Annotated in this window: 27 protein-coding genes; 7 read left to right on the forward strand and 20 right to left on the reverse strand. The window is 36.2% G+C overall.

The window, feature by feature from the left end:
- Nucleotides 1-12: 12 nt before the first annotated feature.
- On the reverse strand, nucleotides 13-1014 hold the full coding sequence (locus ACFO3O_RS08590; protein WP_379978189.1) for a PorP/SprF family type IX secretion system membrane protein: 1002 nt from the start codon (nucleotides 1012-1014) through the stop codon (nucleotides 13-15).
- Nucleotides 1015-1492: 478 nt separating this feature from the next.
- Between ACFO3O_RS08590 and ACFO3O_RS08595 the strand changes: the two genes are divergently transcribed.
- The 5 genes from ACFO3O_RS08595 (at nucleotide 1493) to ACFO3O_RS08615 (ending at nucleotide 6833) form a co-directional block, all read left to right on the forward strand.
- Nucleotides 1493-2395, forward strand: a complete 903-nt coding sequence (locus ACFO3O_RS08595) for a NifU family protein (RefSeq protein WP_379978190.1) — start codon at nucleotides 1493-1495, stop codon at nucleotides 2393-2395.
- Nucleotides 2396-2497: 102 nt separating this feature from the next.
- Nucleotides 2498-2698: a dodecin family protein gene (locus tag ACFO3O_RS08600; RefSeq protein ID WP_379978191.1), complete on the forward strand. Its 201-nt coding sequence runs from the start codon at nucleotides 2498-2500 to the stop codon at nucleotides 2696-2698.
- A 67-nt stretch (nucleotides 2699-2765) separates the two neighbouring features.
- Nucleotides 2766-4883, forward strand: coding sequence for a thioredoxin domain-containing protein (locus tag ACFO3O_RS08605; protein WP_379978192.1), 2118 nt, complete (start codon nucleotides 2766-2768; stop codon nucleotides 4881-4883).
- 63 nt (nucleotides 4884-4946) lie between these two features.
- Entirely contained in the window at nucleotides 4947-5786 is an 840-nt protein-coding gene (locus ACFO3O_RS08610) for a mechanosensitive ion channel family protein (protein WP_379978193.1), read from the forward strand.
- A gap of 228 nt (nucleotides 5787-6014) precedes the next feature.
- Nucleotides 6015-6833 carry a mechanosensitive ion channel family protein gene (locus ACFO3O_RS08615; RefSeq protein WP_379978194.1) on the forward strand — a complete coding sequence of 273 codons (819 nt, stop codon included), beginning with the start codon at nucleotides 6015-6017 and terminating at the stop codon, nucleotides 6831-6833.
- An 87-nt stretch (nucleotides 6834-6920) separates the two neighbouring features.
- Here the strand turns inward: ACFO3O_RS08615 and tsaB are convergent, their stop codons facing one another.
- From tsaB to cyoE, 15 genes are all read right to left on the reverse strand, one after another.
- Nucleotides 6921-7598 (reverse strand): tRNA (adenosine(37)-N6)-threonylcarbamoyltransferase complex dimerization subunit type 1 TsaB, encoded by a 678-nt coding sequence (gene tsaB / locus ACFO3O_RS08620; protein WP_379978195.1) that lies wholly within the window; start codon nucleotides 7596-7598, stop codon nucleotides 6921-6923.
- A 2-nt stretch (nucleotides 7599-7600) separates the two neighbouring features.
- On the reverse strand, nucleotides 7601-8890 hold the full coding sequence (locus ACFO3O_RS08625) for an efflux RND transporter periplasmic adaptor subunit (RefSeq protein ID WP_379978196.1): 1290 nt from the start codon (nucleotides 8888-8890) through the stop codon (nucleotides 7601-7603).
- Nucleotides 8891-8895: 5 nt separating this feature from the next.
- Nucleotides 8896-10227 (reverse strand): TolC family protein, encoded by a 1332-nt coding sequence (locus ACFO3O_RS08630; RefSeq protein WP_379978197.1) that lies wholly within the window; start codon nucleotides 10225-10227, stop codon nucleotides 8896-8898.
- A 111-nt stretch (nucleotides 10228-10338) separates the two neighbouring features.
- Complete coding sequence (locus ACFO3O_RS08635) at nucleotides 10339-11505, reverse strand: efflux RND transporter periplasmic adaptor subunit (protein ID WP_379978198.1); 1167 nt, start codon at nucleotides 11503-11505, stop codon at nucleotides 10339-10341.
- Nucleotides 11506-11547: 42 nt separating this feature from the next.
- Nucleotides 11548-12807, reverse strand: a complete 1260-nt coding sequence (locus ACFO3O_RS08640; RefSeq protein WP_379978199.1) for an ABC transporter permease — start codon at nucleotides 12805-12807, stop codon at nucleotides 11548-11550.
- Between the two features lie 139 nt (nucleotides 12808-12946).
- Complete coding sequence (locus ACFO3O_RS08645; RefSeq protein WP_379978200.1) at nucleotides 12947-14191, reverse strand: ABC transporter permease; 1245 nt, start codon at nucleotides 14189-14191, stop codon at nucleotides 12947-12949.
- Nucleotides 14184-14885: an ABC transporter ATP-binding protein gene (locus ACFO3O_RS08650; protein WP_379978201.1), complete on the reverse strand. Its 702-nt coding sequence runs from the start codon at nucleotides 14883-14885 to the stop codon at nucleotides 14184-14186. The genes ACFO3O_RS08645 and ACFO3O_RS08650 overlap by 8 nt, the downstream gene beginning before the upstream one ends.
- Before the next feature lie 197 nt (nucleotides 14886-15082).
- On the reverse strand, nucleotides 15083-15313 hold the full coding sequence (locus ACFO3O_RS08655) for a hypothetical protein (RefSeq protein WP_379978333.1): 231 nt from the start codon (nucleotides 15311-15313) through the stop codon (nucleotides 15083-15085).
- A 38-nt stretch (nucleotides 15314-15351) separates the two neighbouring features.
- Nucleotides 15352-15900, reverse strand: a complete 549-nt coding sequence (locus ACFO3O_RS08660; RefSeq protein ID WP_379978202.1) for a DUF420 domain-containing protein — start codon at nucleotides 15898-15900, stop codon at nucleotides 15352-15354.
- The gene (locus ACFO3O_RS08665; protein ID WP_379978203.1) at nucleotides 15900-16640 is read right to left on the reverse strand and encodes an SCO family protein; all 741 of its coding nucleotides are present in this window, start codon (nucleotides 16638-16640) and stop codon (nucleotides 15900-15902) included. Before ACFO3O_RS08665 ends, ACFO3O_RS08660 begins: the two co-directional genes overlap by 1 nt.
- Nucleotides 16640-17326, reverse strand: a complete 687-nt coding sequence (locus ACFO3O_RS08670) for a hypothetical protein (protein ID WP_379978204.1) — start codon at nucleotides 17324-17326, stop codon at nucleotides 16640-16642. Before ACFO3O_RS08670 ends, ACFO3O_RS08665 begins: the two co-directional genes overlap by 1 nt.
- A gap of 104 nt (nucleotides 17327-17430) precedes the next feature.
- Nucleotides 17431-17814, reverse strand: a complete 384-nt coding sequence (locus ACFO3O_RS08675; RefSeq protein ID WP_379978205.1) for a cytochrome C oxidase subunit IV family protein — start codon at nucleotides 17812-17814, stop codon at nucleotides 17431-17433.
- Between the two features lie 117 nt (nucleotides 17815-17931).
- Nucleotides 17932-18915: a cytochrome c oxidase subunit 3 gene (locus tag ACFO3O_RS08680; RefSeq protein ID WP_379978206.1), complete on the reverse strand. Its 984-nt coding sequence runs from the start codon at nucleotides 18913-18915 to the stop codon at nucleotides 17932-17934.
- Between the two features lie 160 nt (nucleotides 18916-19075).
- The gene (locus ACFO3O_RS08685; protein ID WP_379978207.1) at nucleotides 19076-19663 is read right to left on the reverse strand and encodes a cytochrome c oxidase subunit 3; all 588 of its coding nucleotides are present in this window, start codon (nucleotides 19661-19663) and stop codon (nucleotides 19076-19078) included.
- A complete protein-coding gene (gene cyoE, locus ACFO3O_RS08690; RefSeq protein WP_379978208.1) occupies nucleotides 19660-20553 on the reverse strand; it encodes a heme o synthase in 894 nt (297 codons plus the stop codon). The genes ACFO3O_RS08685 and cyoE overlap by 4 nt, the downstream gene beginning before the upstream one ends.
- Nucleotides 20554-20711: 158 nt before the next feature.
- On the opposite strand from cyoE, the gene ACFO3O_RS08695 reads away from it, so the two are divergent.
- Both ACFO3O_RS08695 and ACFO3O_RS08700 read left to right on the forward strand, forming a co-directional pair.
- On the forward strand, nucleotides 20712-21602 hold the full coding sequence (locus tag ACFO3O_RS08695; protein WP_379978209.1) for an MBL fold metallo-hydrolase: 891 nt from the start codon (nucleotides 20712-20714) through the stop codon (nucleotides 21600-21602).
- A gap of 38 nt (nucleotides 21603-21640) precedes the next feature.
- Complete coding sequence (locus tag ACFO3O_RS08700; RefSeq protein ID WP_379978210.1) at nucleotides 21641-22066, forward strand: thioredoxin family protein; 426 nt, start codon at nucleotides 21641-21643, stop codon at nucleotides 22064-22066.
- 16 nt (nucleotides 22067-22082) lie between these two features.
- Here the strand turns inward: ACFO3O_RS08700 and ACFO3O_RS08705 are convergent, their stop codons facing one another.
- The 4 genes from ACFO3O_RS08705 to ACFO3O_RS08720 form a co-directional block, all read right to left on the reverse strand.
- Nucleotides 22083-22499, reverse strand: a complete 417-nt coding sequence (locus ACFO3O_RS08705; protein ID WP_379978211.1) for a hypothetical protein — start codon at nucleotides 22497-22499, stop codon at nucleotides 22083-22085.
- A gap of 169 nt (nucleotides 22500-22668) precedes the next feature.
- A complete protein-coding gene (locus ACFO3O_RS08710; RefSeq protein ID WP_379978212.1) occupies nucleotides 22669-24801 on the reverse strand; it encodes a gliding motility protein RemB in 2133 nt (710 codons plus the stop codon).
- A 100-nt stretch (nucleotides 24802-24901) separates the two neighbouring features.
- A complete protein-coding gene (locus tag ACFO3O_RS08715) occupies nucleotides 24902-25696 on the reverse strand; it encodes an energy transducer TonB (protein WP_379978213.1) in 795 nt (264 codons plus the stop codon).
- Nucleotides 25697-25809: 113 nt separating this feature from the next.
- Nucleotides 25810-26535 (reverse strand): energy transducer TonB, encoded by a 726-nt coding sequence (locus tag ACFO3O_RS08720; protein WP_379978214.1) that lies wholly within the window; start codon nucleotides 26533-26535, stop codon nucleotides 25810-25812.
- Nucleotides 26536-26544: the final 9 nt, after the last annotated feature.

The raw sequence follows: 26544 nt of genomic DNA on the forward strand, positions 1-26544 counted from the left end.
ATGATTTCTTTATTAATTCACAGCTGGACAATTACAATCATAAGGGTCTTTATTTTCTCCTAGATTATATCCAAGCGTTAATTGATGGAAGCCTCCATTTGTTAATGTGACAGCATTAGTTTGGTTAGAATACGTATATCCAAACAGGAATCGATCGTAAGACCCTCCTACGAATGGACTTACAAATTGTGTTTTTTGGATATCTACAGTTTCACCATTTGGCGTAAACTCTGCACCATCAAGGCTTCTTCTATAGGAAATGCCTCCCCATAATCTTCCCCAATCTAGTTTATAGTATGCTTTTGCATTCAAATCAAAGTTAGCTTCTCCAGTTCTCTCAGTAGCTTGAAACAACACAGAGGGCTCAAAACTCCAATCTGAAAAATTAGGGGATATCACATACCCCATAGACACGATATACCTACGTTGATTATTTGGCTCAAATGCTTCGTTAAATCGATCTCTATTGGCAGGAAGTACATTTTTAACCGTAAAATGAGCAAAGAAGTCCACAAAATTATAAGACATTCCGAAATCTACATTCAGATATGAATCTGATTGCTCTATACCCGCAATAACTGGATCAAAATCAGTAAGATCAAAATTTGTTTCATCTAATTTTCCTTGTATCACTCCAACACTTAAACCAAATGAAAGTTGATTAAGATCTACATAATTTCGCGAAAGCAATAAATGATAAGCAAACGTTGCATACGCTCCTTGTTGAGAAAAAAATCCGTTGGAATCATTGAATAAAATACCTCCTACGCCTACTTTCTCACCTATTCGCCCATTTAAGCTTATTGTTTGCAATGCAGGAGAATCTTCAACACCTGCCCATTGACCACGAACTGTACCTCTGAGCTTGGATGTTTTTGAAGCTCCCGCCATAGATGGATGAAGTAAATAAAGGTTATCTTGAAGATAATCTAAAAATACAGGCAAACCTTCCTGAGCAACAACAAATTGCGAGCAAAATAATGCCAATATAATATAGTATTTTTTTAAATTCATGGGACTACTTTTTTTGTAACACAGGCCTAAGTATCGACTTATTATGTGTAAATGGCAAGGTATTTACAGCAATAAGAGACGTACGTGAAGTACTGTAACATTCAAATATATAAATTTTTGTATTAAAGCGTAGAGATTTAACAGGCATTATGCAATTGAATAGTGCATATAAAAAATCAGGTATCCTGAAATCACACACAACATATGTGAATATGTAAGATAGATTCTTTCTTAATGATAAGAAATGTAGGATTCTTTTCATGAAAATGTAGTTTTCAAAGGGGCGTAAATATAGGTATTTACTCTATAAATTGCCTACCTATGCATTGCATAACGGCAATTTTATTTATTTATTGAATGATCTAATGCTTTTTTAACGTTATTCGCCTTTAGCAAAATCCCCTTTGCACTATTTATGATTTGATTGGATAGTGATATAAACAGGCATAATACCTACCTTTGCATAAAAATTATTGTAATGTCTACATATAGTATTACTGTTGAGGGAACGTCAAACCCAGCAATTAAAAAATTTCAAGCCGACCAATTTTTGGTAAACCATAATAGCTATGAGTTTCATAATATAGATGAAGCTGCAAATTCACCTCTGGCACAACAATTATTTTACCTCCCTTTTGTAAAAACGGTCTATATTGCTCAAAACTTTATAGCAATAGAAAAGTACAATATTGTAGAATGGATTGATATACAAAACGAAGTTTCACAACAAATAGAGGACTTTTTAAATGATAATGGTGTCATTATTATTGAAGATATTGCTGCAAAAAAGATTCCTGTTACTGTATATGCAGAGAGCACTCCAAATCCTTCTACCTTAAAGTTCGTAGCAAACAAAAAATTGGTGACATCACCTTTTGAGTTTAAAACTATCGATGATACAGCGCATGCACCTCTTGCTAAAGCACTCTTTCACTTTCCGTTTGTAAAGGAAGTTTTTTTTGATGAAAACTACGTCAGCGTCCAAAAATATGAAATGGCAAACTGGGATGAAGTGGTTACGGAGACTCGTGAATTCATCCGAAATTTTATTCAAGATGGAAAAGAGGTCGTTACCGCAGAGCAGCTCAAAACACCACAGCAATTAGAAAGTATTGCCGAAGCTACCTTTGAAAACCTAGATGACACTTCAAAAGAGATTGTAAATATCATAGAAGAATATGTAAAACCTGCTGTTGCGAGTGATGGTGGAAATATTGTATTTAAAAACTATGACGAAAAAACGAAAAACGTATCTGTAATCTTACAAGGGGCTTGTAGTGGATGTCCTTCTTCTACATTTACGCTTAAAAACGGAATTGAAAATATGCTTAAACAGATGCTACCTGGTCGCATAAATGCCGTTGAAGCGATCAATGGATAAGATAAAAAGCATCATTTTTAATGATGAAGTGATTCCATATACGATTAGCTGATTATTTGTACCTTAGAGTCCAATCATTATATTAATCTAAAAATACGTATTATGGCAGTAATGAAAGTTATAGAAGTACTATCTAGTTCTCAAACTAGTTGGGAAGACGCAACACAAAATGCAGTTACACAGGCATCAAAAACCGTAAAGAACATTAAATCTGTTTATGTCGCTGAACAAAGCGCTGTAGTAAACGGTGATAAGGTAACAGAATACCGTGTGAATCTGAGGCTTACATTTGAAATAAAGTAAGCAACCACACATAATATATAAAAATCCTATCCTGTGATAGGATTTTTTTTGTTTGTATTTTTACCCTATGAATATATATAAGCTATTTTTATTCTTACTCATCCTATCAGCACTCTGGGGTTGTAAAAACCAGAATGATTCAGATATGCACGCATATACCAACGATCTAATACATGAGACAAGCCCATATTTACTTCAACACGCTCACAATCCTGTAGATTGGAAGCCTTGGAACAAAGAGACATTAGCTCTTGCTAAAAAAGAAAACAAACCCATTTTAGTGAGTATAGGGTATTCGTCTTGTCACTGGTGTCACGTAATGGAACATGAGAGCTTTGAAGATACGCTTGTTGCTTCTTTTATGAATGATCATTTTATCAATATTAAAGTGGACCGAGAAGAACGCCCTGATGTCGATAACATATATATGAGTGCTGTAGAACTTATGACAGGAAGAGCTGGCGGATGGCCTCTCAATGCCATCGCACTTCCTGACGGAAGACCTATATGGGGAGGAACGTATTTTCCAAAAGACGATTGGATGAATGCCCTAGAGCAAGTGGCCTCTGCTTTTAAGGAAAACCCTAACAGTCTTGTAGAATTTGCAGACAAACTAGCTACGGGTATAAAAACGAGAGCTATTGTTACCCCAAATCCCAACAAACCGCAATTTGAAGAAGCCCTCATCACATCATCTTTGACAACGTGGTCAACGTATTGGGATACCAAAGATGGTGGGATAGATAGAGCTCCAAAATTTATGATGCCTAATAATTATCAATTCTTAGTACGTTATGCGCATCAAACACAAGACTCAACCATCTTACAGTATGTAAATACTACCCTAGAAAAGATGGCCTATGGCGGGATAAATGACCACATAGGAGGTGGTTTTTCAAGATATAGTACCGATAAAAAATGGCACATCCCACATTTTGAAAAAATGCTGTATGACAATGCCCAATTGGTAAGCCTTTACAGCGACGCCTATCTTCTCACTCAAAAAGAACTATATAAAGAGACCGTATATCAAACGTTAGACTATGTTGCCCGTGAAATGACCACAGAAGAAGGTGGTTTTTACAGCGCACTAGATGCAGATAGTCTCACCCCGGAAGGAGCATTAGAAGAAGGCGCCTATTATGTATGGACAGAGACGACCTTAAAAACTATTTTGAAGGAAGACTTTGAGCTATTTGCAGCCTACTACAATATCAATGATTTTGGAAAATGGGAGAAAGATAATTATGTGCTGATTCGACGAGAATCAGATAAAGATTTTGTAGCAAAACAAGGGATCTCACTCTCAGATTTTAAGAAAAAGAAAACTCAATGGAAAGAGGTCTTGTTACGCTTTCGCGAAAGCAATAAAGAAAGACCACGCCTAGATGATAAAATACTTACTGGATGGAATGGGCTTATGACAAAAGGATATACAGATGCATATCGTGTATTTAATGATCAGAAATTTCTAGATGCGGCACTTAAAAATGCAACTTTTATAGTAAATAAGATGATCCGTGAAGATGGAGGTCTTAACCGAAACTATAAAAACGGGAAAAGTAGCATCAATGGATATTTGGAAGATTACGCAAGTACAATAGACGCTTTTATAGCACTCTTTGAGGTCACTGCAGATTCAATTTGGCTAGAGCGCGCTAAACAACTAACAGACTATACTTTTGTACATTTTCAGGATAAAACAAACAGCATGTTCTTTTTCACATCAGATCAAGATACAGATTTAATAAGTCGTAATGTACCATATATAGATAAGGTAATCCCTGCCTCCAACTCCATGATGGCAAAAAATATCTTTACCCTCTCACATTATTATTTGGACAAATTGTATACACAAACAGCAGCCACGATGCTCAATAACATGCAACCAGAAATAGATCGCTCTCCTACTTCTTTCAGTAATTGGTTGGATCTATATCTCAACTATACACAACCTTATTATGAGATTGTGATTGTGGGTCAAAATGCCAAAGAAGTTCTTACAGAACTCAACACCTTTTACCTCCCTAATAAATTAATAGCTGCAAGCACCTCAGAAAGCACACAAGAGATATTTGAAGGACGCTATCTCAAGGACAACACGCTTATCTATGTTTGCGTAAATAACGCGTGTAAACTTCCTGTGAGAACTATAGAAGAAGCGCTGAAACTTATTAAGCTTTAGCAGAAGTTTTTCCACATAAATAGGTAGTCCCATAAGTTCTTAATAGTTTTGTAAAAAAATAATATGCAAGATTTAGATCAGTATCAAGAATACGCTCAAGAAGCCATCAAATGGGTATGGAATTTTGCCCCCAAACTCGTTAGTGCACTTATTATTGCAATTGTTGGGCTTTGGGTTATAAAATTAATTAAACGCGTACTCCGTAAGTTTTTTCTTAAAAAAGATTATGATCCAACCCTAGAAAAATTTTCTTCAGACCTTATTAATTGGTCGCTTAAAATTATCCTATTTGTAGTTATCATCACACAATTAGGAGTTCAGACCACTTCCCTAGTAGCTATTATAGGAGCTGCTGGTCTCGCTATAGGTCTTGCACTTCAAGGATCACTTGCCAATTTTGCTGGTGGTGTTCTCATCCTTCTTTTAAAACCCTTTAGAGTAGGCGACTTTATCAAAGCCCAAGGGCAAGAAGGAACTGTAAAAGAAATCTCCATTTTTACCACAAAGCTTACCACTTTTGGAAATCAACTTGCGGTCATTCCTAATGGAAAATTATCTAATGAAACGATTCTAAACTATACTACAGAAGGCATAAGACGTGAAAATATAACTTGGGGAATCGCATACGGTGATGATATTAAACTTGCCAAAGAAATTCTTCTCAATCTTGTAAACGAGCAAGAAACTGTGATCAAAGACGAAGATAAACTCCCTATGATTGTTCTTGCGGAACTAGGCGATAGTAGCGTTAACTTATCGCTTAGGTATTGGTGTTCTATTGATGATTTTTGGTCATTACGATTCTACATTCTTGAAGAAGGCAAACGTAGAATTGAAGAAGCGGGTATTACTATTCCGTATCCACAACGAGATATACATATACACAGTTCAGAGAATAAATAATTTTATAAAACGCTACATTCTTAGTGCGCTTTCGCGAAAGCGATCCCTACATCCATACCGTTATAAAAGAGCATTTTAAATACAATGCCCATAGAATCCCATAGATGTAATACGTATTGGCATCGATAAAACTTACTTTTTTATAAAAAATCCTTCTGAAAGAGAGGTTGATGGCTCACTTATGCCAATTTTAGTAATTTTAGAGTCTTAACATAAACATAAAAAACTATGGAGGACTATCAAAAATGGATTGACTTAGCTATTGAAAAAGGCTCAGAATATGGATTAAAAATAATCATGGCTGTTGTCATCTGGATCATAGGTAGATGGATTGTAGGTAAACTTATGAAGGTATTCAAAAAATTACTTCATAAAAATAAAAACATAGATCCTACATTAGAAAAATTCTTAAGCAACCTTGTACGCACAATACTTTTAATACTACTAATCATTGTAACCTTAGGGCAACTTGGTATTGACACCGCTTCTTTTGCTGCCATTCTAGCAGCTGCAGGTCTTGCTGTAGGTCTTGCATTACAAGGATCACTTTCTAATTTTGCTGGTGGTGTTTTAATCATGCTTTTTAGACCTTATAAAGTAGGCGACTTAATCGAAGCGCAAGGAGAGATAGGGGTTGTAAAAGAAATTCAAATTTTCACAACCAAAATTTCTACACCTGGTAATAAACTTGTTATTATTCCTAATGGCGCTTTATCCAATGGGAATATTAAAAACTTCACAGAATTAGGAGAATTAAGAGTAGATTTAACCATAGGTGTTTCTTACGATGCCGATATCAAAGAAACCAAAGAAGCGCTTATGAGAGCAATGACTTCTCAAGAAAAGGTATTGAAAGAGCCTGCTCCTAGTGTTAATATGGGTGAACTAGCAGATAGTTCTGTAAATTACGAGGTACGCCCTTGGGCAACGCCGGCAGATTACTGGGATGTCTATTTCCAAACTATTGAAAACTGTAAAATTGAACTAGACAAAGCAGGTATTGAAATTCCGTACCCACACGCTGTCGAAATTAAAAAAGAAGCATAATCAAAACCTTCTCATAAAAAAAGCGCTCATATCAAAAAGTATGAGCGCTTTTTTTATGTCATGTAACGACATTATTTTAGGCATTTGTTATTTTGATTTAGGAACACCTGCAATAAAATCTTTAAGATAATATGGTTCAAAATAAGCAACATCCTCATAGTCTCCAGCCGTCCTTTTAGCTTCAGCAAGTTGACACATTTGTGACGCAGATGGCAATACCTCTTTGATAAAGACTGCATTGGGATGATGACAAATTTCTTCAAACTTTGACACCCCATTTCCAACAAAATACACCTTGCTCTTTTCTAAATATTCTTGAAAAGAATTTTCTGTAAGAATCTGAGCTTCAATAGGTCTCACAAGACGATAACTTGCGTCAAAAACAGCGCTATACACTTCCATTCTTCGAGCATCTAGCATGGGTACGACATAAGAATCCTCATCACAAACAACCTGATGAGACAATGCCTTTAATGTAGAAATAGAAATCAAAGGAATTCCTAATGCATAGCATAATCCTTTGGCAGCAGATACACCTATACGCAATCCTGTATAACTTCCCGGACCTTTACTTATAGCAATAGCTGTAAGTTCTTTTTTATTTATTTTGGCAGAGGCAAGTACTTCTTCTATGTATGGGTGTAAACGTTCTGCATGAGAATACTGCATTCCATTATCCTCTTTCAAAACTACTTGCTCTCCATAAATAGATAAAGCCACCGAACAATTTGTGGTGGCTGTTTCTATACATAATATATTAGACATGATCATTCATCTTTACCTCTTTCAGAATCATCTGCATCTTTCTTAACTTCTACAAGGTCTCCTGTCTTAAGTGTTTTTGTTACTAAAGTGTAAGGCCCTGTAATAATCTCATCATTTTCGCTTAAGCCAGTTAAAACCTCAATTTTAGAATCATCTTGAATTCCAGTAGTTACTACTTTAAGAGTTGCTTTATCTCCATTTTTAACAAAGACGCATTCAAACTTCTTGTCATTGTCTTTAATATCTTTTTCAGCCTTCCCTTTTTTGGTTGTGCTTGTATCTGATTTTATAACGATAGCACTAATAGGAATTGCAATGCTATTTTCTCTTTTCTGTGTGATGATATCTACCGTAGCTGTCATCCCTGGTCTAAATGGCGAGTAAGACTTTGATTTTCCTTCGAGAAGATCTTTATAAGAGTCTTCTAGAATACGCACTTTTACTTTAAAATTGGTTACTTGATCTGCTGTTAGTGTTGCCTCAGCCGAGTTTGCTATTTCTGTTACAATCCCTTTAAATTCTCTCTTTAAATAGGCGTCTACTTCAACAATGGTAGAATCTCCTACTTCTATTTTTACAATATCATTTTCGTTAACGTCTACTTCAACTTCCATATTTGTAAGGTTAGCAACTCTCACAATTTCGGTTCCTGCCATTTGTGCTGTTCCTACGACACGCTCACCTAACTCCACACTCAGTTTTGATATGGTACCATCCATCGGCGCAAAAATAGAAGTACGACCTAAGTTATCTTGCGCTTGTTTTACTTGTGCCGCTACACTTTGTACGTTATAATAAGCACTCTGTTTATTGGCTTGAGCTACCTCATAATCTGATTGAGCTCTTTCAAAATCTGATCTTGAGATTACCCCCTTTTCAAATAAGGGTTTATTACGATCATAATTTAACTTAGCGACTTTTAGATTTGCCTCTGCTTGTGCTAGTCCAGAGCGAGAATTTTGCAAAGCTGCTTGAACCTGATTTAGGGCTCCTTGCACTAAATCTGGGTTAATACGCACTAAAAGATCTCCTTTCTTCACATCTTGACCTTCTGCAATAGGAAGTGCTATTATTTCTCCAGACACCTCTGAAGATATACTTACTTCTATCTCTGGCTGTATCTTTCCAGTAGCCGCTACCGTCTCTACAATAGTTGCACGTGCGACTAACTCTGTATCGACTAGTTTTCCTTTATTACCTCCTTTTATAACACCTGATTTTTTAAGACCAATTAGTCCTAAAATAACCACCAAGGCTACTCCCAGAAGTATAAATAATGTTTTTTTACTCATTTTGGTTAGAATTTAAGTTCTGTCGCTGGTACTCCAAAATAGAGTTCCAGTACTTTAATACGGAATATATAATCGTATTTAGATCGTGTTAATTCAATTTGTGCATTGTCATAACGCAACTTAGATTGACTAAAATCAAAGGCGTTGGTACGCCCCACATCATATCTAAGTTTTGCATATTCATAAGCAAGTTTTTGAGATTCCAAAGCTACTTTGGCTGCTTCATAGCTTTCTTTTGCGGCTTTTACCGCTGTATATGCCTGATATACTGTTGACTCTAAATCAAGTTTTGCTTGTTTTACAGCAATTTCATTATTCTCAATATTGAGTTTATTACGCTTTATCGTATTACTAACTGAAAAACCATTAATAATAGGAATGTTAAGACTCAACCCATAGTTGATCCCATCATTATTATAAATTTGTGTATCAAAAGGAATATCAATAAAGTCATTGGTAGTAAATCTTGTATCATATCCGAAAAAAGCAGAAAGAGTAGGGTATCTAGCTCCTTTGCTTATCTGTAAATTTTTCTTTGCTATTTCAAGATTTTGCTCTGCAATTTTAATTTCATATCGATTCTCCTTAGCCCCTTCAATAACAGACTCTACAGGAGCATTTACAATTTCTTCTCCAAAAATTGAATAATCACCATCTACTACATCAAAGTCTTGATAATTTTCTACAGCCAATAATTGTGCTAAACTAATTTTAGAAAGAATGACAGCATTTTCAGCAGCAACGATACGTTGTCTTTCTGAAGCCGCTGTTGCTTTAATTTCCAGCAAATCACCTTCTGGAAGCACGCCTCCGTCTACAAGTTCTTGTGTTTGTTCTATTTGTTGTATGGTAATATCATTTTGCGCCTTGATTGTTTTTAAATTCTCTTTATTTAAGATAATATCAAGAAAAGCATTTGCAACAAATAAAGAGATATCATCTTTTGCCTTCGCTAGATTAAACTCGGACGCTACTTTTGCCAAATCAGCCCTTTGTAATTGACGAATATTTCGAAGGCCATCAAACAGCGTGTATCCCACATTAAAACCGCCTGTAGCATTTAAGGTCGTTACTGTTTGCGGTAAATTGGTTACAGGGTTAAAACTTAAACCCGTATTTTCAGAAACAGTAGCCCTTCCATTAAGAGACGGTACAAAAGCACCTTCTGCATCAGATTTATCGATTGCCGTAGTCAACAATGCAACCTCAGCTTGTTTTATTGTAATATTATTATCCAAAGCATACTGAACACATTCTTGAAGTGTCCATTTTTTATTTTGCGAAAATCCTGCTACAGAAAACAGAAGACTAAAACATAAGATGGTTAATTTTCTCATAATATCGATTGATGTCCAATATGACTATTGAAACGTATTTATGTTACAAAAAATGTTAATTTTTTTTATACGCTTTCGCGAAAGCGTATAAAGGTTAGCTATTTTTTTTAACTACCCTCTCCCTCCAAAACCTACTGGAGCTTTAATTTGATTCCAAACTTTGATCTTGTCTTCTGCGGTAACGCCGTTTTTAACTTCGACAAAAATCCCATCACTTACCCCTACCTCAATATCTCTGCGTTCAAACTCTTGATCGCCGGTAGCTACTTCAACAAAAGGTTTTTTGGTCTTCGGGTCATATTGCACAAGCGCCTCTTTAATTGCAAGCACATCTTCTGCTTTTTCTAGAATAATACTTGCATTTGCACTAAGTCCCGCTCGTATAAAAATGGAATCATCTTTTTTGGCAAGTGTCCCTTTAATCTCAAACTGAATCGCACCATTTTCGGCAACTCCTTTCGGAGCGATGTAGTCTAGGGTCGCATCAAAAACTTTGTTTTCAATGGCACCCACAGTGATTTCTAAAGGTAAATTTTCTTTTATTTTCCCCACTTCACTCTCGTCCACTTTTCCTTCAAAAATCATTTTTTCTACATCAGCTAGCGTCGCCACTGTAGTTCCATCATTAAAGTTGTTGGCTTCAATCACTTGATTTCCCGTTTTTACAGGGACATCAAGTATCATTCCTGTAATGGTAGAACGTATTTGTGTAGTTGCTGCATTTCCAAGACCACTTGTGGTTCCTGTCTTAATGATATCATAGTTTTGAGAAGCTGAAGTAAGGTTTACTTCCTCTTGTTTTACACGTTGCTCTGCTTGATCATACGCATTTTTAATACCATCAAAATCATTGGCCGAAATCACTCCTTTTTCAAAAAGGGCTTTCTGACGATCGTATATACTTTTTTGATTTTCGAAAGCAAGTTGCGCGGTTTGCACTGCTGTACGAGCACTGGCAATATTATTTTTTGCATTGGTCAAAGAAGATACATTCGGAACGACTTCGATTTGTGCAATAAGATCTCCTGCTTTGATGTTATCTCCTGCCTCCACATAAATCTCTTTAATAATACCCGAGATATTAGGCTTAATAAGTACCTCTTCCTTAGGAACAATACTTCCCGTTGCAACTGTTTTTTTAACAATTGTACGGTTTGTAGCTTGTTCGGTTTGATAAACAACGGGGTCTTGCTTGTCTTTTGTATAAATGTACCATATACCCACTATAAATGCGATGGCAATAATGAGAAGCGTGATAATAGTTCCTGTACGTTTCATTCTATGTTTAAATTGATTGATTGTTGTATGTTAAGTATATGTTTATTCTATTCTAAGGGCATCCACAGGTTTCATTTGTGTAGCTCGACTTGCAGGTATAAGTCCAGCGAGCAATCCAGATACAATAAGAATAGCCAGTGCGATAAAAATGACATTTATATTTACGGATGGGTTTGCAAAATTGTCCACTTTGCCTACTTGATCCAAAATACTGTTCATCACCCAGATAATACCTGCCGCAAATGCAATCCCAGCCATTCCAGATACGATGGTAAGAACCAAAGACTCTTGCAAAATTTGTGATTTTATCTCCCAAGGGGTAGCCCCTAGTGCGCGACGTACTCCTATTTCTTTGGTACGCTCTTTTACCACAATAAGCATAATATTACTAATCCCAATGGCACCAGACATTAAAACCAAAGCTCCCACAAAATAGCCTACAAATGATAAAATTGAGAAAAGACCCATGATTTTCCCGAACTCCTCAGCAAGATCGAAGTGACCTATAGCACGTTTATCATCGGGATGTACAGAGCGCTGCTCTCGCATCGTAGCAAACACTTGTTGTTTGATGTCTGTTATTTTAGTACCGTCTTCGGCAGTAATAGCCATCCAACCTACATTATCTCCTCGATTAAAGGCTTGAGAAAAGGTGGTAAATGGCACAAAGATAGTATTAGCTCCTTCCTCAGCATCTCCACTACTTTTAGGGTTCTTAAAAGTACCTACCACTAAAAAATTGACTCCGTTTATTTTGATGTACGTATTGAGAGCTTCTTCGCCTTTATCGTATAAACCCTTTACCACATCTTCCCCTATCACACATATCTTGCGTTTTTCTTCTATATCTGAATATGAGATATAGCGCCCAGAGGTAATATCTTGAGGTTGTTGCTTAATAAACTCTGGATAGTCACCATAGATACTAAAAGCCCCTGTCTTCTCATTACGAGTAACGTTATTAGCACCATTATACCCTCCTAATTGATTTCTAGGAGAGATGTATTTAAGTTGTGGATACTTTTCCCTAAGCACGTCTACATCTTCTAACTTAAAATTGAAGTAGCGACCTTTTGGCAATCCTTTATAGGACATGGAAGTACCTTGGGACCACATAAACATGGAGTTTGTGGCAAAATCCCCAAAATCTGATGCGACTCCATTTTTTAATCCGTTAGTAAGTGCTAGAAGAAGCACTAAAATTAAGATTCCCCAAAACACACCAAAAGCCGTAAGAAACGTACGAAACCGATTTGCATTAAGCGCCTCTAGTATTTCATTCCATCGTTCTTTATTAAACATTTGACTTGATTATTAATTAATTCTTATTATGCTATTTAGAAAGATTCTCTAGAATTAGCATCTATTTTATATGCTTTCGCGAAAGCTTACTATTGACATAAATTCGCATATCCCTAAATACTCTCATTTATTTATTTATCTACTCATCCCTCAATGCCTCGATAGGTCTAATATTTGCAGCTCTTCTTGCAGGGATATAACCCGCTAAAGCTCCAGCAACAATCAAAATGATTACTGTCGAAATAGCCGTAACAAAATCTACTTGTGGAAATTTTATAAAATCACTATCTATTTGTGGACCCACAACTTCTAATAAACCTACACCCAAGAACAAACCTAAAAAACCAGCAATCGCTGTAATAAAAATAGACTCCTGTAAAATCATGCCTATAATGGATCCTGGTAATGCACCAAGTGCTTTTCTAATTCCTATTTCTTTGGTACGCTCTTTTACAATAATGAGCATGATATTACTTACACCTACCACACCTGCTATTATAGTCCCTATTCCAATAAACCAAAACACCATTCTGATGGTGTCTATAAGACTATAAATTTTCTTAGCTTCTTCAAGGTTGTATCGCACACGTACTGCACTACGATCGTCTGGTGCAATTTGGTATCGAGATTTAATCTCGTCTTCTATTCCTTGGCTTACTGCAGCCGACAATGCTACAGCCTCATCAAAATTTTCAGACATTTTAATTGTAAATGCCATGGAGCGTATCTTATCTCCTGCATTGAAAACACGTTGTGCTGTGCTAAGTGGTATAAATATGCGTGATTCTTCTCGCTCCCCACCTGGATCTGTAAAAACACCTGCTACGAGAAAATTGATTCCCATAATTTTTATGGTTTCTCCTACTGCTTCTGATCGCTTAAAAAGATCATTTTTTACTTTTTGTCCTATGATCGCTACTTTAACACCTTCATCTTCGTCCTTTTGAGTAAGAAATCTTCCTGCCGAGAGGCTTGCATTTTCAATAAACTGCTGTCCGTAATTGGCTCCTTCTATTCTGTACGTCCCAGATTCATTACCATAATTAACTTGACCTCCCCAAATATTATAGAGTCCTGTTTGATCCTTTATAGCTTCCCCAAATTTTTGCTCTACATTTTCTAGATCACTATTATGCATCTGAATACGACGCCCAGGATTCAGACCAGCATATCCTTTGGTGGTTACGCCTGTCCATACGTTTACTTTACTTTCAGCATCTCGAGAGAATTGTGTTTTGACTCCTTTTTGAATCCCAGTACTAAATCCCAATAAGATGACCAATATAAAGATCCCAGAAGCAACAGAGAGTCCCGTAAGAAAAGTACGGAGCTTGTTTTTTCCGATGGTTTCAAAAATCTCTTGCCAGCGTTCTATATCAAACATGGGATTTAGCTAGTATTTGGTTAACAGGTCTATCATCTATGATTCGACCGTCTTTGAGGTTTACAATACGCTTCGTCATCTCAGCGATGTCTGGCTCGTGGGTCACCACAAGGATGGTTTTTCCTTCATCGTTAATTCCTTGTATCAATTCCATTACTTCATATGAAGTCGTAGTATCTAAAGCTCCGGTAGGCTCATCTGCAAGCAGTACTTTTGGGTCACTCGCTAGCGCTCGGGCTATGGCCACACGCTGTTTCTGTCCTCCAGACATCTCACTAGGTAAGTGGGTAGCCCATTGGGCTAATCCTACTTTTTCAAGGTAATGCATCGCTTTATCAGTGCGCTCTGCTCGTTTCATACCCTGATAATACAAAGGCATAGCTACATTATCTAACGCATTTTTATAATTAATAAGATTGAAGGATTGAAAAATAAAACCTAAAAATTTATTTCGGTACTGTGCTGCAATTTTCTCATTAAGATTTTTTATGGGCACATTATCTAGGGTATACGATCCCTGATCTGCCTCATCTAACATCCCAAGGATGTTTAGCAAGGTAGACTTTCCAGAACCTGAAGACCCCATAATAGAGACCAGTTCGCCTTCTTTTACGTTAAAATCGATGCCTTTTAAAACGTGAAGCGAGTTGCTCCCCATTTGATATGATTTATGTAAATCTTTAATTTGGATCATAGTCGCTATCATTGAGTATACAATATTAACAATGTAAAGCTAAAATTGTGTGAAATTGGTGTTAATACCTTTACATAAAGGCTTCAACTCGTTTAAACTTATAATATGCAAGCTGTATTTGAACAGTTTATAAAGTTTAACAACCCATAAGACAAAGTAATCAAAGACTTGTTACAGTTAATGTAATATAAAGACTTTTAAATAGTCTTCTCTTTGTCCTTTTTTCTAGATTTATAGACAAAATAAAAGACACCACCCACTAGAATATAGGGAATCACCATAAGATATTTGATTCCATTATTAATCCCTTTGGCCGTACTATTGTCTTCTTCAGATTCTAATACCGCGCGGCACATAGCACATTGAGTAGTCGTTAAAGAAGGAAGTGATACTATTTCTGCTTTCGCGAAAGCGGAAACAACAATCATAAAAACAACAACTATGCTTTTTCTAATGCTCATCTTCCTTATTGAATATAATAGGGTGAAATCATAAGATACACAATCACGCCAGTTACAGCAACATAAAGCCATATTGGGAAAGTGACTTTTGCCAATTTCTTGTGTTTATCAAAACGTCCTGCCAGCGCTCTTACATACGTAAAAAGAACTAATGGAATAATAACAATAGAAAGTACAATATGAGTAATCAGAATAAAGAAATACAAATAACGAATCGCACCTTCACCGCCATAAGATGTCGAATCTGAAGTCATGTGGTAGGCTACATACATCACTAAAAACAAGACAGAAAGGAGTATCGCAAACTTCATTAATCGCTCATGGGCTTTGCGATTCCCATTTTTTATTTGAAGCACTGCTAGCACCAAGACAATAGCGGTTAAACCATTAATTGTTGCGTAAACGGGAGGTAAAAAAGTAAGCGGCTCTACATCAAAACCAAAGTCTTTAAGCTTGATACCAAATAATACCGCCACCGCCAAAGGGATCACAACAGATAATACAATGATCCATTTTTGGTATTTCTTTTCTGTTTCTGAAAGCTGTGTACTCATTATTTTTTAAGTAATTTTTTAATATCTTCTATCAGTATATCTATTTCTGGGTTTTCTTCACCCGCTCCTACCTTGGTATCCATAGGCACAAAGCCCCTATAATAAGGCTTGGGATTATTACCTGTATTATCAGGACGAGAGCGTATAAAGCCATTCTGATCTATCAACGCAAAAAGCCCAGAATGGTACAATCCGTTTTCGAGATCATCATTGGTGTTTGTAGCCAAATAAAAACCTTCATTAGAAAGTTTTAATATATCAGATCGCTCACCTGTCATAAAATGCCAATTAGGATGGGTTACTCCATAATCTGTAGCATACTTCTTCATCACCTCAGGTGTATCATGCTCTGGATCTATAGAAAAAGAAGCAATTCCAAAGTTAGGTTCGTCTTCAAATAGTTTTGCAATCGCTTGCAAGTTATGATTCATAGGAATGCAGATATCTGTACATCTTGTAAAGAAAAACTCCACTAAAAACACTTTCCCTCTATAATCTTTATCAGAAATCGTGTCTTTATTTTGATCTATAAATTTAAAAGAAGGTACTTTTTTTTCTTTATCATTAATTTTAATGTATAATAATTCATCTGTATCAACGACTTCTTTTTCTCCTACCGCGTGCATGCGACCCCCTCTTACGACGTCGTCATTTGAAAATCGTTGAAATATTTTAGGAATAAAAATAATCCCAAAAATAAGTACAACAAAAGCAATCCCTATATACGTGTTCTTTCGCATTATTTCTTTTCTCTACGTTGTTCTATTTTATCACTCGCATTATTATTTTTCTTAAGTGCTAATCTATATTCTGCTAGTAATATTTTAATATCGTCTTTTATATACCCCATTTCTACAGCTTGTGTGATGTCGTATCCAAATTTGTTGGCTTTTTTATCATCATGCCCAGATCGTAGAGCTAACGCCTTGTCAATAACAAATACATTAGAGTGACTTGCATTAGAATTTAAGCTCAATGTAGTGCCTAAACTCTTAAAATGCGCTTCTGCTTGCTCCTTTGTTGCTTGAACAAAGCGTATTTTAGACACGTCAAAGATTCGTCCTAATTCTATTTTTAAATCTGCTATGGCCTGTTCACTTCCTGGTAAAACAAAAAGAATCATTTGAAAATCTTCGTATTTCACAAAATACTTATAGATCATCAAATTAAGGTTGGCTGTATATCCAATATTGGAAGTAAGGTTATCCCCTAGATATCCAACTAATGTCACATGCCCTTCTAACGTTAAAGGCGTATCTGAGGAATACCCTTCAGATTTAATCTCTCGTGTAGAAACGGTGGTAACATCTGCTATTTTTTCTGTTATCGTAGGAAGCTTGGCAAAGTTATATATTCCTGAAGAAAAGAATAAATAGGCCACAATGGGCAAAACAAAAAGTGCAATAAGCACTAGTTTCTTTTTCATAGTACTTGTTTTTCTAACACCGAATATTCTTAAAATAATATTAAAAAAATGAATACAGTGTATCGCTAAAAAAAGCGGTTATAAAAACCGCTTTCTAAATTATATTAAAAATCCCAACTTTGGAATCCTGTGTCGTATACGTCAAAAATGTAGTCTCCTTCTGTTAATAGGATAAATACTAAATATAAAATTAAGAATACCCCAGTCCATACAACCATACGTCTTAAAGCTTTTACTTCATCACGCATGTGCATAAAATCCCATGTAATATAATATGCCTTAAATATAGTAAGGATAATGAAGATCCAGTTAAGGAGTTTCATTCTTATAAATGTATTTTCTGTAAGTGATTCTGGCTTGATAATACCTAGTGCAACTTCTACTGCTGTTACAATAGAGAGTACAATAAGTACACCCCAGATTTTTGATACGTTAGACTTGAACTTTAAAAGTCCTCTAAATATTTCTAATTTATGTTCGTGTGCCATAACTTATATAAATAGTGCTTATGCTATTGAAATTATTTTTTCAAGTTTCCGCTTTCGCGAAAGCTACATTTTGAGATTCTCATATTTATTGAGATTCCCGTCTTCACGGGAATAAAATTAAACAAGATAGAAGAAAGTAAATACAAATACCCAGACTAAATCTACAAAGTGCCAATACAGTCCTACTTTTTCTACCATTTCATAATGCCCTCTACGCTCATAAGTACCTATTACTACATTAAAGAAAATAATGATATTAATAAGAACCCCTGAAAATACGTGAAAACCGTGAAAACCTGTAATAAAGAAAAAGAAGTCTGCAAAAAGAGGCGCTCCATATTCATTATGTCTTAGATTAGCTCCTTCTACGATTCCTACAGCATCGTTATTTAAACGTGCTAGAGACTCTTCTCTACTGAGGATTGTTTTTTCTCCTTTTTCATTAAGAATTTGTGTACGTATCAAAAGGTTAGGAGTTGCTGCAAAACCTGCTTTCACTTCTTCTATGGTATACGTAGGAAGTGTTCCTTCAGATTGATACCAAACGCCATTCTTGCGCTCATTTTGCACACGTTCTGTTGGCAATGCAATAGCAAAGTCTTCAAGTGCTACACGTTTTCCTGTTTCTGCATCTAAGAACTGTAATATCTTACCACCCTTAGTCTCTACGGCACCATAGTCTCCTTTTATAAAAGTAGCCCATTCCCAAGCCTGCGAACCTACAAAGACAGCTCCTCCTATAATAGTAAGGAACATATAAATGATTACTTTGTTCTTTTTCATGTGATGTCCTGCATCTACAGCAAGTACCATCGTTACCGATGACATAATAAGAACAAAGGTCATAAATGCTACATAATACATAGGTGCATTTACACCATGCAAAAAAGGAAAGTGAGTAAACACCTCATCTGCAATAGGCCAAGAATCTATAAATTTAAATCTAGAAAAACCATAAGCAGCAAGAAATCCTGAAAAAGATAATCCATCGGATACGATGAAAAACCACATCATTAACTTCCCATAGCTTGCTTTTAAAGGCTTGTTTCCACCTCCCCAAGTTTTTCCTTCGCCTGTTGTATTTGTTACAGTAGCGTCCATAGTGACATTTTGGTTAATTTATCGTTTGCAAAAATAGGTATTTTATATCCGTATTTCAAAGATAAAATTAGGTTTTATAATGACCTTATTTACCTTTATTTATAAAAAGGCAATTCTTCTTTGAATAAGTTGGATTATGAGCCCTCAAAATTCTTGAAAATTACTTCGTAAAGTATAAAAGCAAAAACAAGAACAACCATAACACATCTAAAAAATGCCAGAAAGTTACTCCCAAGCTAAGTCCTAAATGATTTTCTTTAGTATACTTTCCTCTCAAGTGATTTATAACTACGATGCTAAGTGATATAATTCCCGCGATTACGTGCGCAATATGCACAGCAATGATCAAAAACAAGAATGTCGTTGTAATGCTACTAGACGCTCCTGTCATAAAATAGCCTTGACCTGTCAACTCCGTAAATATCCCTTGGTATTGAAATCCTATAAAAGCAAATCCTAGGAGCAGAGTAACCACGAGCATCATAGTTCCTTGTTGTCTTTTATCCTGCACAATTGCATTTTTTGCTAGCTGTATCGTAAGACTACTTACAAGGATAATTACAGTGGATATAATAAGCGACTGCGGGAACTCATAATCATCTAACCAATCTTTACGCTCCATACTTACAATGTATGCACTTGTAAGGCCTGCAAATGTCATACATAAACTAATGATCCCAAACCAAAGCATTTGCTTTTTGGCGCGATCTTGTTTTAATTTTTCTGTTCCTGCTGTGTAATCCATCATCTTAAAAATTTATCTACTACAAATACAATCTGAAGAAGCGTTATATATGTCACACTAGACAACATGAGTTTTTTGGCGGTAGCGGCATCTCTTTTTTGATACAACTTAACAGCCCAATACAACATAAACACACCCAATCCTCCTACAATAATCGCTGCAATAGGTGATAAAAATAATCCACCTGTTACCCCAAATGCGGGAACTAGCGAAATTAGGATCGTCCATACTGTATACAAAATTACCTGTACCGCGGTGCCTTTATCTCTTTTACCTGTAGGAAGCATAAAAAAGCCTCCTTTTTTGTAATCATCAAATAAAAACCAACCTATCGCCCAAAAATGTGGAAATTGCCAAAAAAACTGAATCATAAATAACGTCCCTGGCTCTATCCCAAAATCATTGGTTGCCGCTACCCATCCTAACATAAAAGGAATCGCCCCTGGAAAAGCCCCTACAAAAACAGAAAGAGGTGTTTTGGTTTTAAGAGGTGTATATAACAACACGTACATGAATATGGAAATCCCTCCAAACATAGCTGTCTGAGGATTAATATAAAATAAGGTAGCAAGTCCTAATATGGTAAACAAAATAGCAATTCCTAGCGCTGTTTTTACAGACATACGCCCAGAAGCAACAGGTCTGTTTTTGGTGCGATCCATCAAGGCGTCTAGATCACGCTCCAATACTTGATTGTACGCATTAGAAGCACCTACCATAAAATAACCCCCTACGGCTAGCATCGCTACAATCGCCCAGTCTATTTCTGAAGTTCCGAGAAAATATCCTGCAACACTTGAAAATACAACGCTAATTGACAATCGCATTTTTGTGATTTCTTTGAAATCTTGCCAAGGGGATACAGCAATAGTATGTGTTGCAACGTCGCTCAAATCAATAGAAGATTAGCTATTTTAAAAGTTGTGCAAAGATACTCCCTGATTGTCGTTTACGCAACATTATACCTATCATAAATGCTTGTTAAAATTACGCTTTCGCGAAAGCTTTCTCAGTAATTTACGACCCCAAGCACTTAACAGAAACCATTTACATGAAAAAAATTACACTTATAGCCTTGCTAGCAACAGCTTACATTAGCTGTGCTCAAGGACGTTTTGACAACGTAGAAATCACGATAGAACCTGTTTCTGACAACATTTATATGCTTCAAGGAGCTGGAGGAAATATCGGAATCTCTGTAGGTGACGATGGTGTTTTTATGATAGATGACCAATTTGCACCCCTAAGCGAAAAAATCACCAACGCTATCAAAACCATTTCAGATAAACCTGTAACCTTTTTAGTGAATACCCATTTTCACGGAGATCACTCAGGTGGAAACACAAACTTTGAAGCTGCCGGAGCGATGATTGTTGCGCATGACAATGTCCGTAAACGTCTTGCTAACAACAAAAAAACAGCTGATTCCGGACTTCCTGTGATTACGTTTAGTGATGACGCTACTTTTTATATGAACAAAAATGACATTTTTATCACTCATGTACACCATGCTCATACAGATGGTGACGCCTTAGTTTATTTTATCCAAAGCAATGTATTGCATACAGGCGATACCTTTTTTCATGGAAACCATAAATTCCCATACATTGACATCAATAACGGAGGAAGTCTAAAAGGAGATATTGAAGCTGCAAAGAAAGGGTTGCTACTCATTAATAATAGCACCAAAATTATCCCTGGCCATGGTCCTGTCGCTACAAAAGCTGAGTATCAAAAATACCATGACATGCTCGTCGGGATTCATAAAAATGTAAGCCAAGCGATTAAAGAAGGTAAAACAGAAGAAGAAGTGGTCGCCATGGAATCCCTGACCGCCGACTATCATTCAGATAAGGATGCCGAGAATAGCTTTATCACAGGAGAAAAAATACGCCGCGCTGCATATAAAAGTATTCTAGCCGAAAAAGAAGCTACTCATTAAAAAACTTCTTACCTTAACTTCTTTATATTATTTCTGCTATGAAAAGTAATCATGTAATTCTACTCTTCTTTTTAGTCTGTACACTATCTAGCTATAGTGATGCCGCTTTGAAGAGAAAAGGGATTACATTTTTTAAAGGAAGCTGGGAAGAAGCACTCATCAAAGCCAAAGAAGAAAATAAATATGTATTCATTGATTTTTATACGACTTGGTGTGGGCCTTGTAAAAAATTAAAACGTACAAGTTTTAAAGACCCAGAAGTAGGCGCCTACTTTAATAAAAATTTTATTAATATCTCTATTGATGCAGAATCTAAGGAAGGTATTAAAATAGCTCGTAGATATAGTGTTTCCGCCTACCCAACACTCGTCATTACAGATCACACTGGAAAACAAAAAACAAGAAGCGTAGGTTTTAAAAAACCATACATCCTCATCAACTTTGGGAGGAGAATCGTCCCTTGATATATATTTCCTATAATTAATCTACAATATACTCTACAGAATCATAGACCAACGCAGACCCATAATCGGTTTTATGTTGGTTGTAACGCAAACCTATCAGCTGCGCTCCCTGAAACTCTGCCGAATCTTTTAAAGTAATATCAGTTCCATCTTCCTCAGGAATCATCAGGCATAATTTCCCACAAAAAGCGTCTCCAAAAGCATTAATGACTAAATAACTCTGCCCAAAAATTTCTTCTCGCATTTCAAAGTAATAGTCAACCTCTGAACTCTCTTTGATAAGCCTGTACAGCTCCTCCTGATACGCCTTACTATTATATTCGTTTTTTCCTAAGATTTGATTGCGTTGGGACTTGTAGCACCCCGACTCTTGGCATGATGAAGATAGCAACAACAGAACAACCATCCCCACAAAGGTGATTCTTGATGACATTTTTCGATAATTTAGTTGAAGTAGTTGTATGCTCTTACTAGCATAACGTTTTGCCTCTTGGAAATCGTACGTTTACAGCTATTAATTTTACAAAGTCTTTTGTATTGATACATGCTGGGTACGCTTTCGCGAAAGCGGATTCTCAAAAAATCACTATGAAAACAGCGATCTAGTTATCAAAATACCAATTAAACAGATCTGTACGGAATCCTATATTTAACCAAAGTGTACTTGTATCAAAAACCGTATCTGTTTGCATCTCTGCACTGAAGTTCCTATAAATAGGGTTAATGAACGCTTTAAGATTAGTTACAGGATTGATTAGATATCCCACTTCTAAATCTGCGTAAAGAGAGTTGACACGATTCCCCTGTAATAGCTCAATACCATTATCGCTTGGTCTATTGTCTTCACTCCCAAAAAGAATATTCCCTCCAAAAAACACATCATTAATATCGTCTTCAAAACCACGTTGTCCATAGATAATACGAGCATTTCCATACCACCTATCTGTTCGATAGCGTGCAATGGCTATAAACTCTCTGAAGTTGGCACCATATGGATGCGCCAGCGGCTGATTGGTATTTGTATAACTAAGCAGCGGATCATTGTTTGCAAACGTATAAGGTCGTACCTGATTGTATTCTGCTTGAAGGGTAAGATTAGACACTTTAAACGCATCGTAATATTTTATTCCTACCTGAATTCCGTGTTTATTTCTATAGTTCTTATTGCCACTTGTCAATTCTGACAGACGCAACTCATCAATCACAAGTTGCCCGTACACGTTAATATGATTGTTGAATTTATATTTTCCTGTTAACCCAATAAGGGCATTTCCTCCTCGCGAACCTCTTTGAAATTCTACATTTCTAAGAAAAATAATTGGATTTAATAAACTTGCATCAAAGCCACCATTATCCTCACTTGCTGAGATGACAGATTCAAACAAGCCTATATTTAATTTATTATTTACGTTATAGCTCAAATAATGATTGACCATAAATTTAGAAGTAAAAGCACCATCGGCGGTTACTCCAGGTCTAACATCTTTTACAGATGACCACGTATTGGTATACTTCAACCTCCAAAGAGTGGTATTAATTTTAAAGAAAGGAACGTTGGAAGACACATCACTTAATAACAAAGAGCGGTATCCATCTCCTATAAACTGCTGTCCTGTTCCTGCTTGAAAATTAAAATATGTATTAGGTGTGTAGGATATGTATCCTTCGGCTACGGGATAATCAAAGTCACCACCTCTGCCTTCAGATGCAATTCCTCTCCCTGGAATCACTGCTGGGTTTCCTCCATCTGGACGAAGGGATCTTGCATAGTCATTAAAATATTGAGCAAAACGACCTTGACTTTCAAATAAGGCGGTATAAAAACTAAATTTCTTTCCGATTCCGCCTTGAATAAATACGGATCGTGTATTATTGTAGGTGATATTTTCTACTTTACGATCATCAGTTTCAGTGCCTAGTGCGAGATCTGCTCCAGGATTTATAGTAAACCAATAACCGTCTCCCTGAAAACGAATCATGTGTTCGTTAAAAAACTTTCGCCCAAACCAGCTTTTCTTATCAAGCTGCAAAGTGCTTACAATAGAGTCAAAATTGTGATATCCATTCACCACATCATATAAAAAAGGACGACTTGCAGTATGCGTATTAACCCCCACTTGGTTTAATGCTTTATCAAAACGCGAATACACCTCATGAGAAAATGGAATATTCAACTGACTCTCAAACTGTACTTTTCTATCAAAGTCTTTACTTTGAATTTCTTCTAATTCTTTGGAAACAGCATGCGCTTCAAGTGCGTTCTCTTTTTTGGTGTTTGCGACCGTATTTTCTTCAGAAGATGTGAAGTTGCCTATTTTATTTCGCGAAAGCGGAATTTTTACAGGCATAGAAAACTGAATGTACACAGGCTCTCCATCATACGTGGCAGGTTGTATTTCAGGCAATTGATCAAATACTTTTTGCGTTTCATCTTTAAGTTCTGCATATACAGCTTCTGTATTTAGGAGTTTAAAATCTCCTTTTGAAGTAACCTCAAAAAGAATCACCATCTGCCCTTTGTATTGCTCTTCATTAACTCTAGAGGGCATTTCAAATTTTTCAATAAAAAACTGAATGAATTTTGTATTGAAACAATTGGGAATTTCCGAAATAGGAGTTGTCTCACACCCTGGGAATATAGGATATTTCTCAAAATCATTGGGTGTAGGATTGATTTGCGCTTGCAAAGCTGCGGTGATCAAAAAACTAACAAGAAGGGTAATGTATTTGTGCATGTGGTAGGTATGATGCATTAATAAGCGAAAGATAGGAATTTTAAATACAAAAACCCGTTGCGATATCGCAACAGGTTTTATTTTATGGTAATACAGTAGTTTAATCTTCTATCATAAAAGTAATAGGCAAGCTATAAATTACGCCTACTGCCTTATCACCCTGTCTCCCTGGTGTCATATTTGGAATTAAATCTACAACACGTTTTGCTTCGTTTTCTAAAGCTATATGCGGTCCTCTCGCTTTCATATCAGAAACAACACCTTGATCATTAATAGTGAATTGAACAAAGATTCTATTAACTCCTGTAAGCCCTAGTTTATTACCTAAGCCCGTATTAAATTTTTTATTAACGATTTTAGAAATTTTACTACTCATACAATCCTTGCGCTCTTGATTGCTATTTAACCCTTCACATCCAGGAAAAATTGGCACATACTGCACAGTATTTATCGTTACCACTATATCCTCCTCTTCTTTTACCACTTCTGTAGTTTCTAACACATTATCTGATATCATTTTATCTTGATCTACTTCTGTAGACTCTATAATAGTTTCAATAATATCTTTCGTATTATCATCTACTTCAGTAAGCTTATCCAGTTGCTGTACTTGAGACTTCGGGGGTTGTTTCTGAGTGATCTTTTCTACCTGCACCTGCTCGACGTCAAATATTTGATCCCAAACCACATCTTCTAACGGCTCCCCCTCTGAGGGACCCTTTAATGCTTTGGTGGGCATTCGCATTTCGATAAAGAGAATAGCGACAAATAATGATAGGATGAGTCCTATCTGAAAGTGTAATGTGGGATTTCTTCGTAAATTTGCTTCATGCTTGCGTGATTTTGTGTAAGTAGCGTTTTGGCGAACGTCCTTACTTTCTTGTGAATTTTTCATAAGATTTGATTTTAAAATGTTAAACAATTTTTAAAGCAAATCAACAAGCATACCAAAAAGAAATCCCGAGAGCTTACGCCATCGGGATTTCTGATTTTATATAAGAAAAGAAATTAATCCTCTACTTTAAATGTAATTGGAAGTGAATATAATACTCCTACTGGCTTACCTCTTTGTTTACCAGGTGTCATTTTAGGAAGCAATTTAATAACTCGTTTTGCTTCTTCTTCTAACCTTGGGTGTGGTGCTCTTGAACGAATGTTTACAATGTTTCCGTTTTTATCAATCTTGAAACTTACAAAAATCCTGTTAACACCGCTTAGACCTAAGTCAGATCCTAGTTCTGTGTTGAATTTTTTATTTACAAGCTTACTTACTTTTTCACTCATACAGGCCTTACGGGCTGCATTGTTTTTTTCTCCCTCACAACCAGGAAAAATTGGAACATTTTCAATAACTGCAAATGGTACATCTGCAATTTCTTCTTCTTCCTCCACGACTTCTACCTCTTCTACTTCAACGATTTCTTCGTCTTGTGAAGTCTCAGTAGACTCTATGATTGTTTCTTCTATTTCTTCCTCATCTTCTACCACTTCTATAATTTCTGGCGCTGGTGGCGGTGGCGGTGGTGGTGGCGGTGGTGGTGTAGAAAGATCTACGATTGGAATTTCTTCATCATCGTCGTCTGCACTTAACTGTGCTAGATTAATATCGCTTTTGTCGTAAGTCTTCCATTCTATCATAACATAGCTAGCTAGAAGGACAGCGACAAGGCCTATTTGCAAAAACAGTAAACTGCGTTTGCTAAGGTCGGCTTTTGGATTTTTCTTGTTTTCCATAAATTGTGA

Source organism: Dokdonia ponticola (assembly GCF_042653865.1).
GTDB lineage: Bacteria > Bacteroidota > Bacteroidia > Flavobacteriales > Flavobacteriaceae > Dokdonia > Dokdonia ponticola.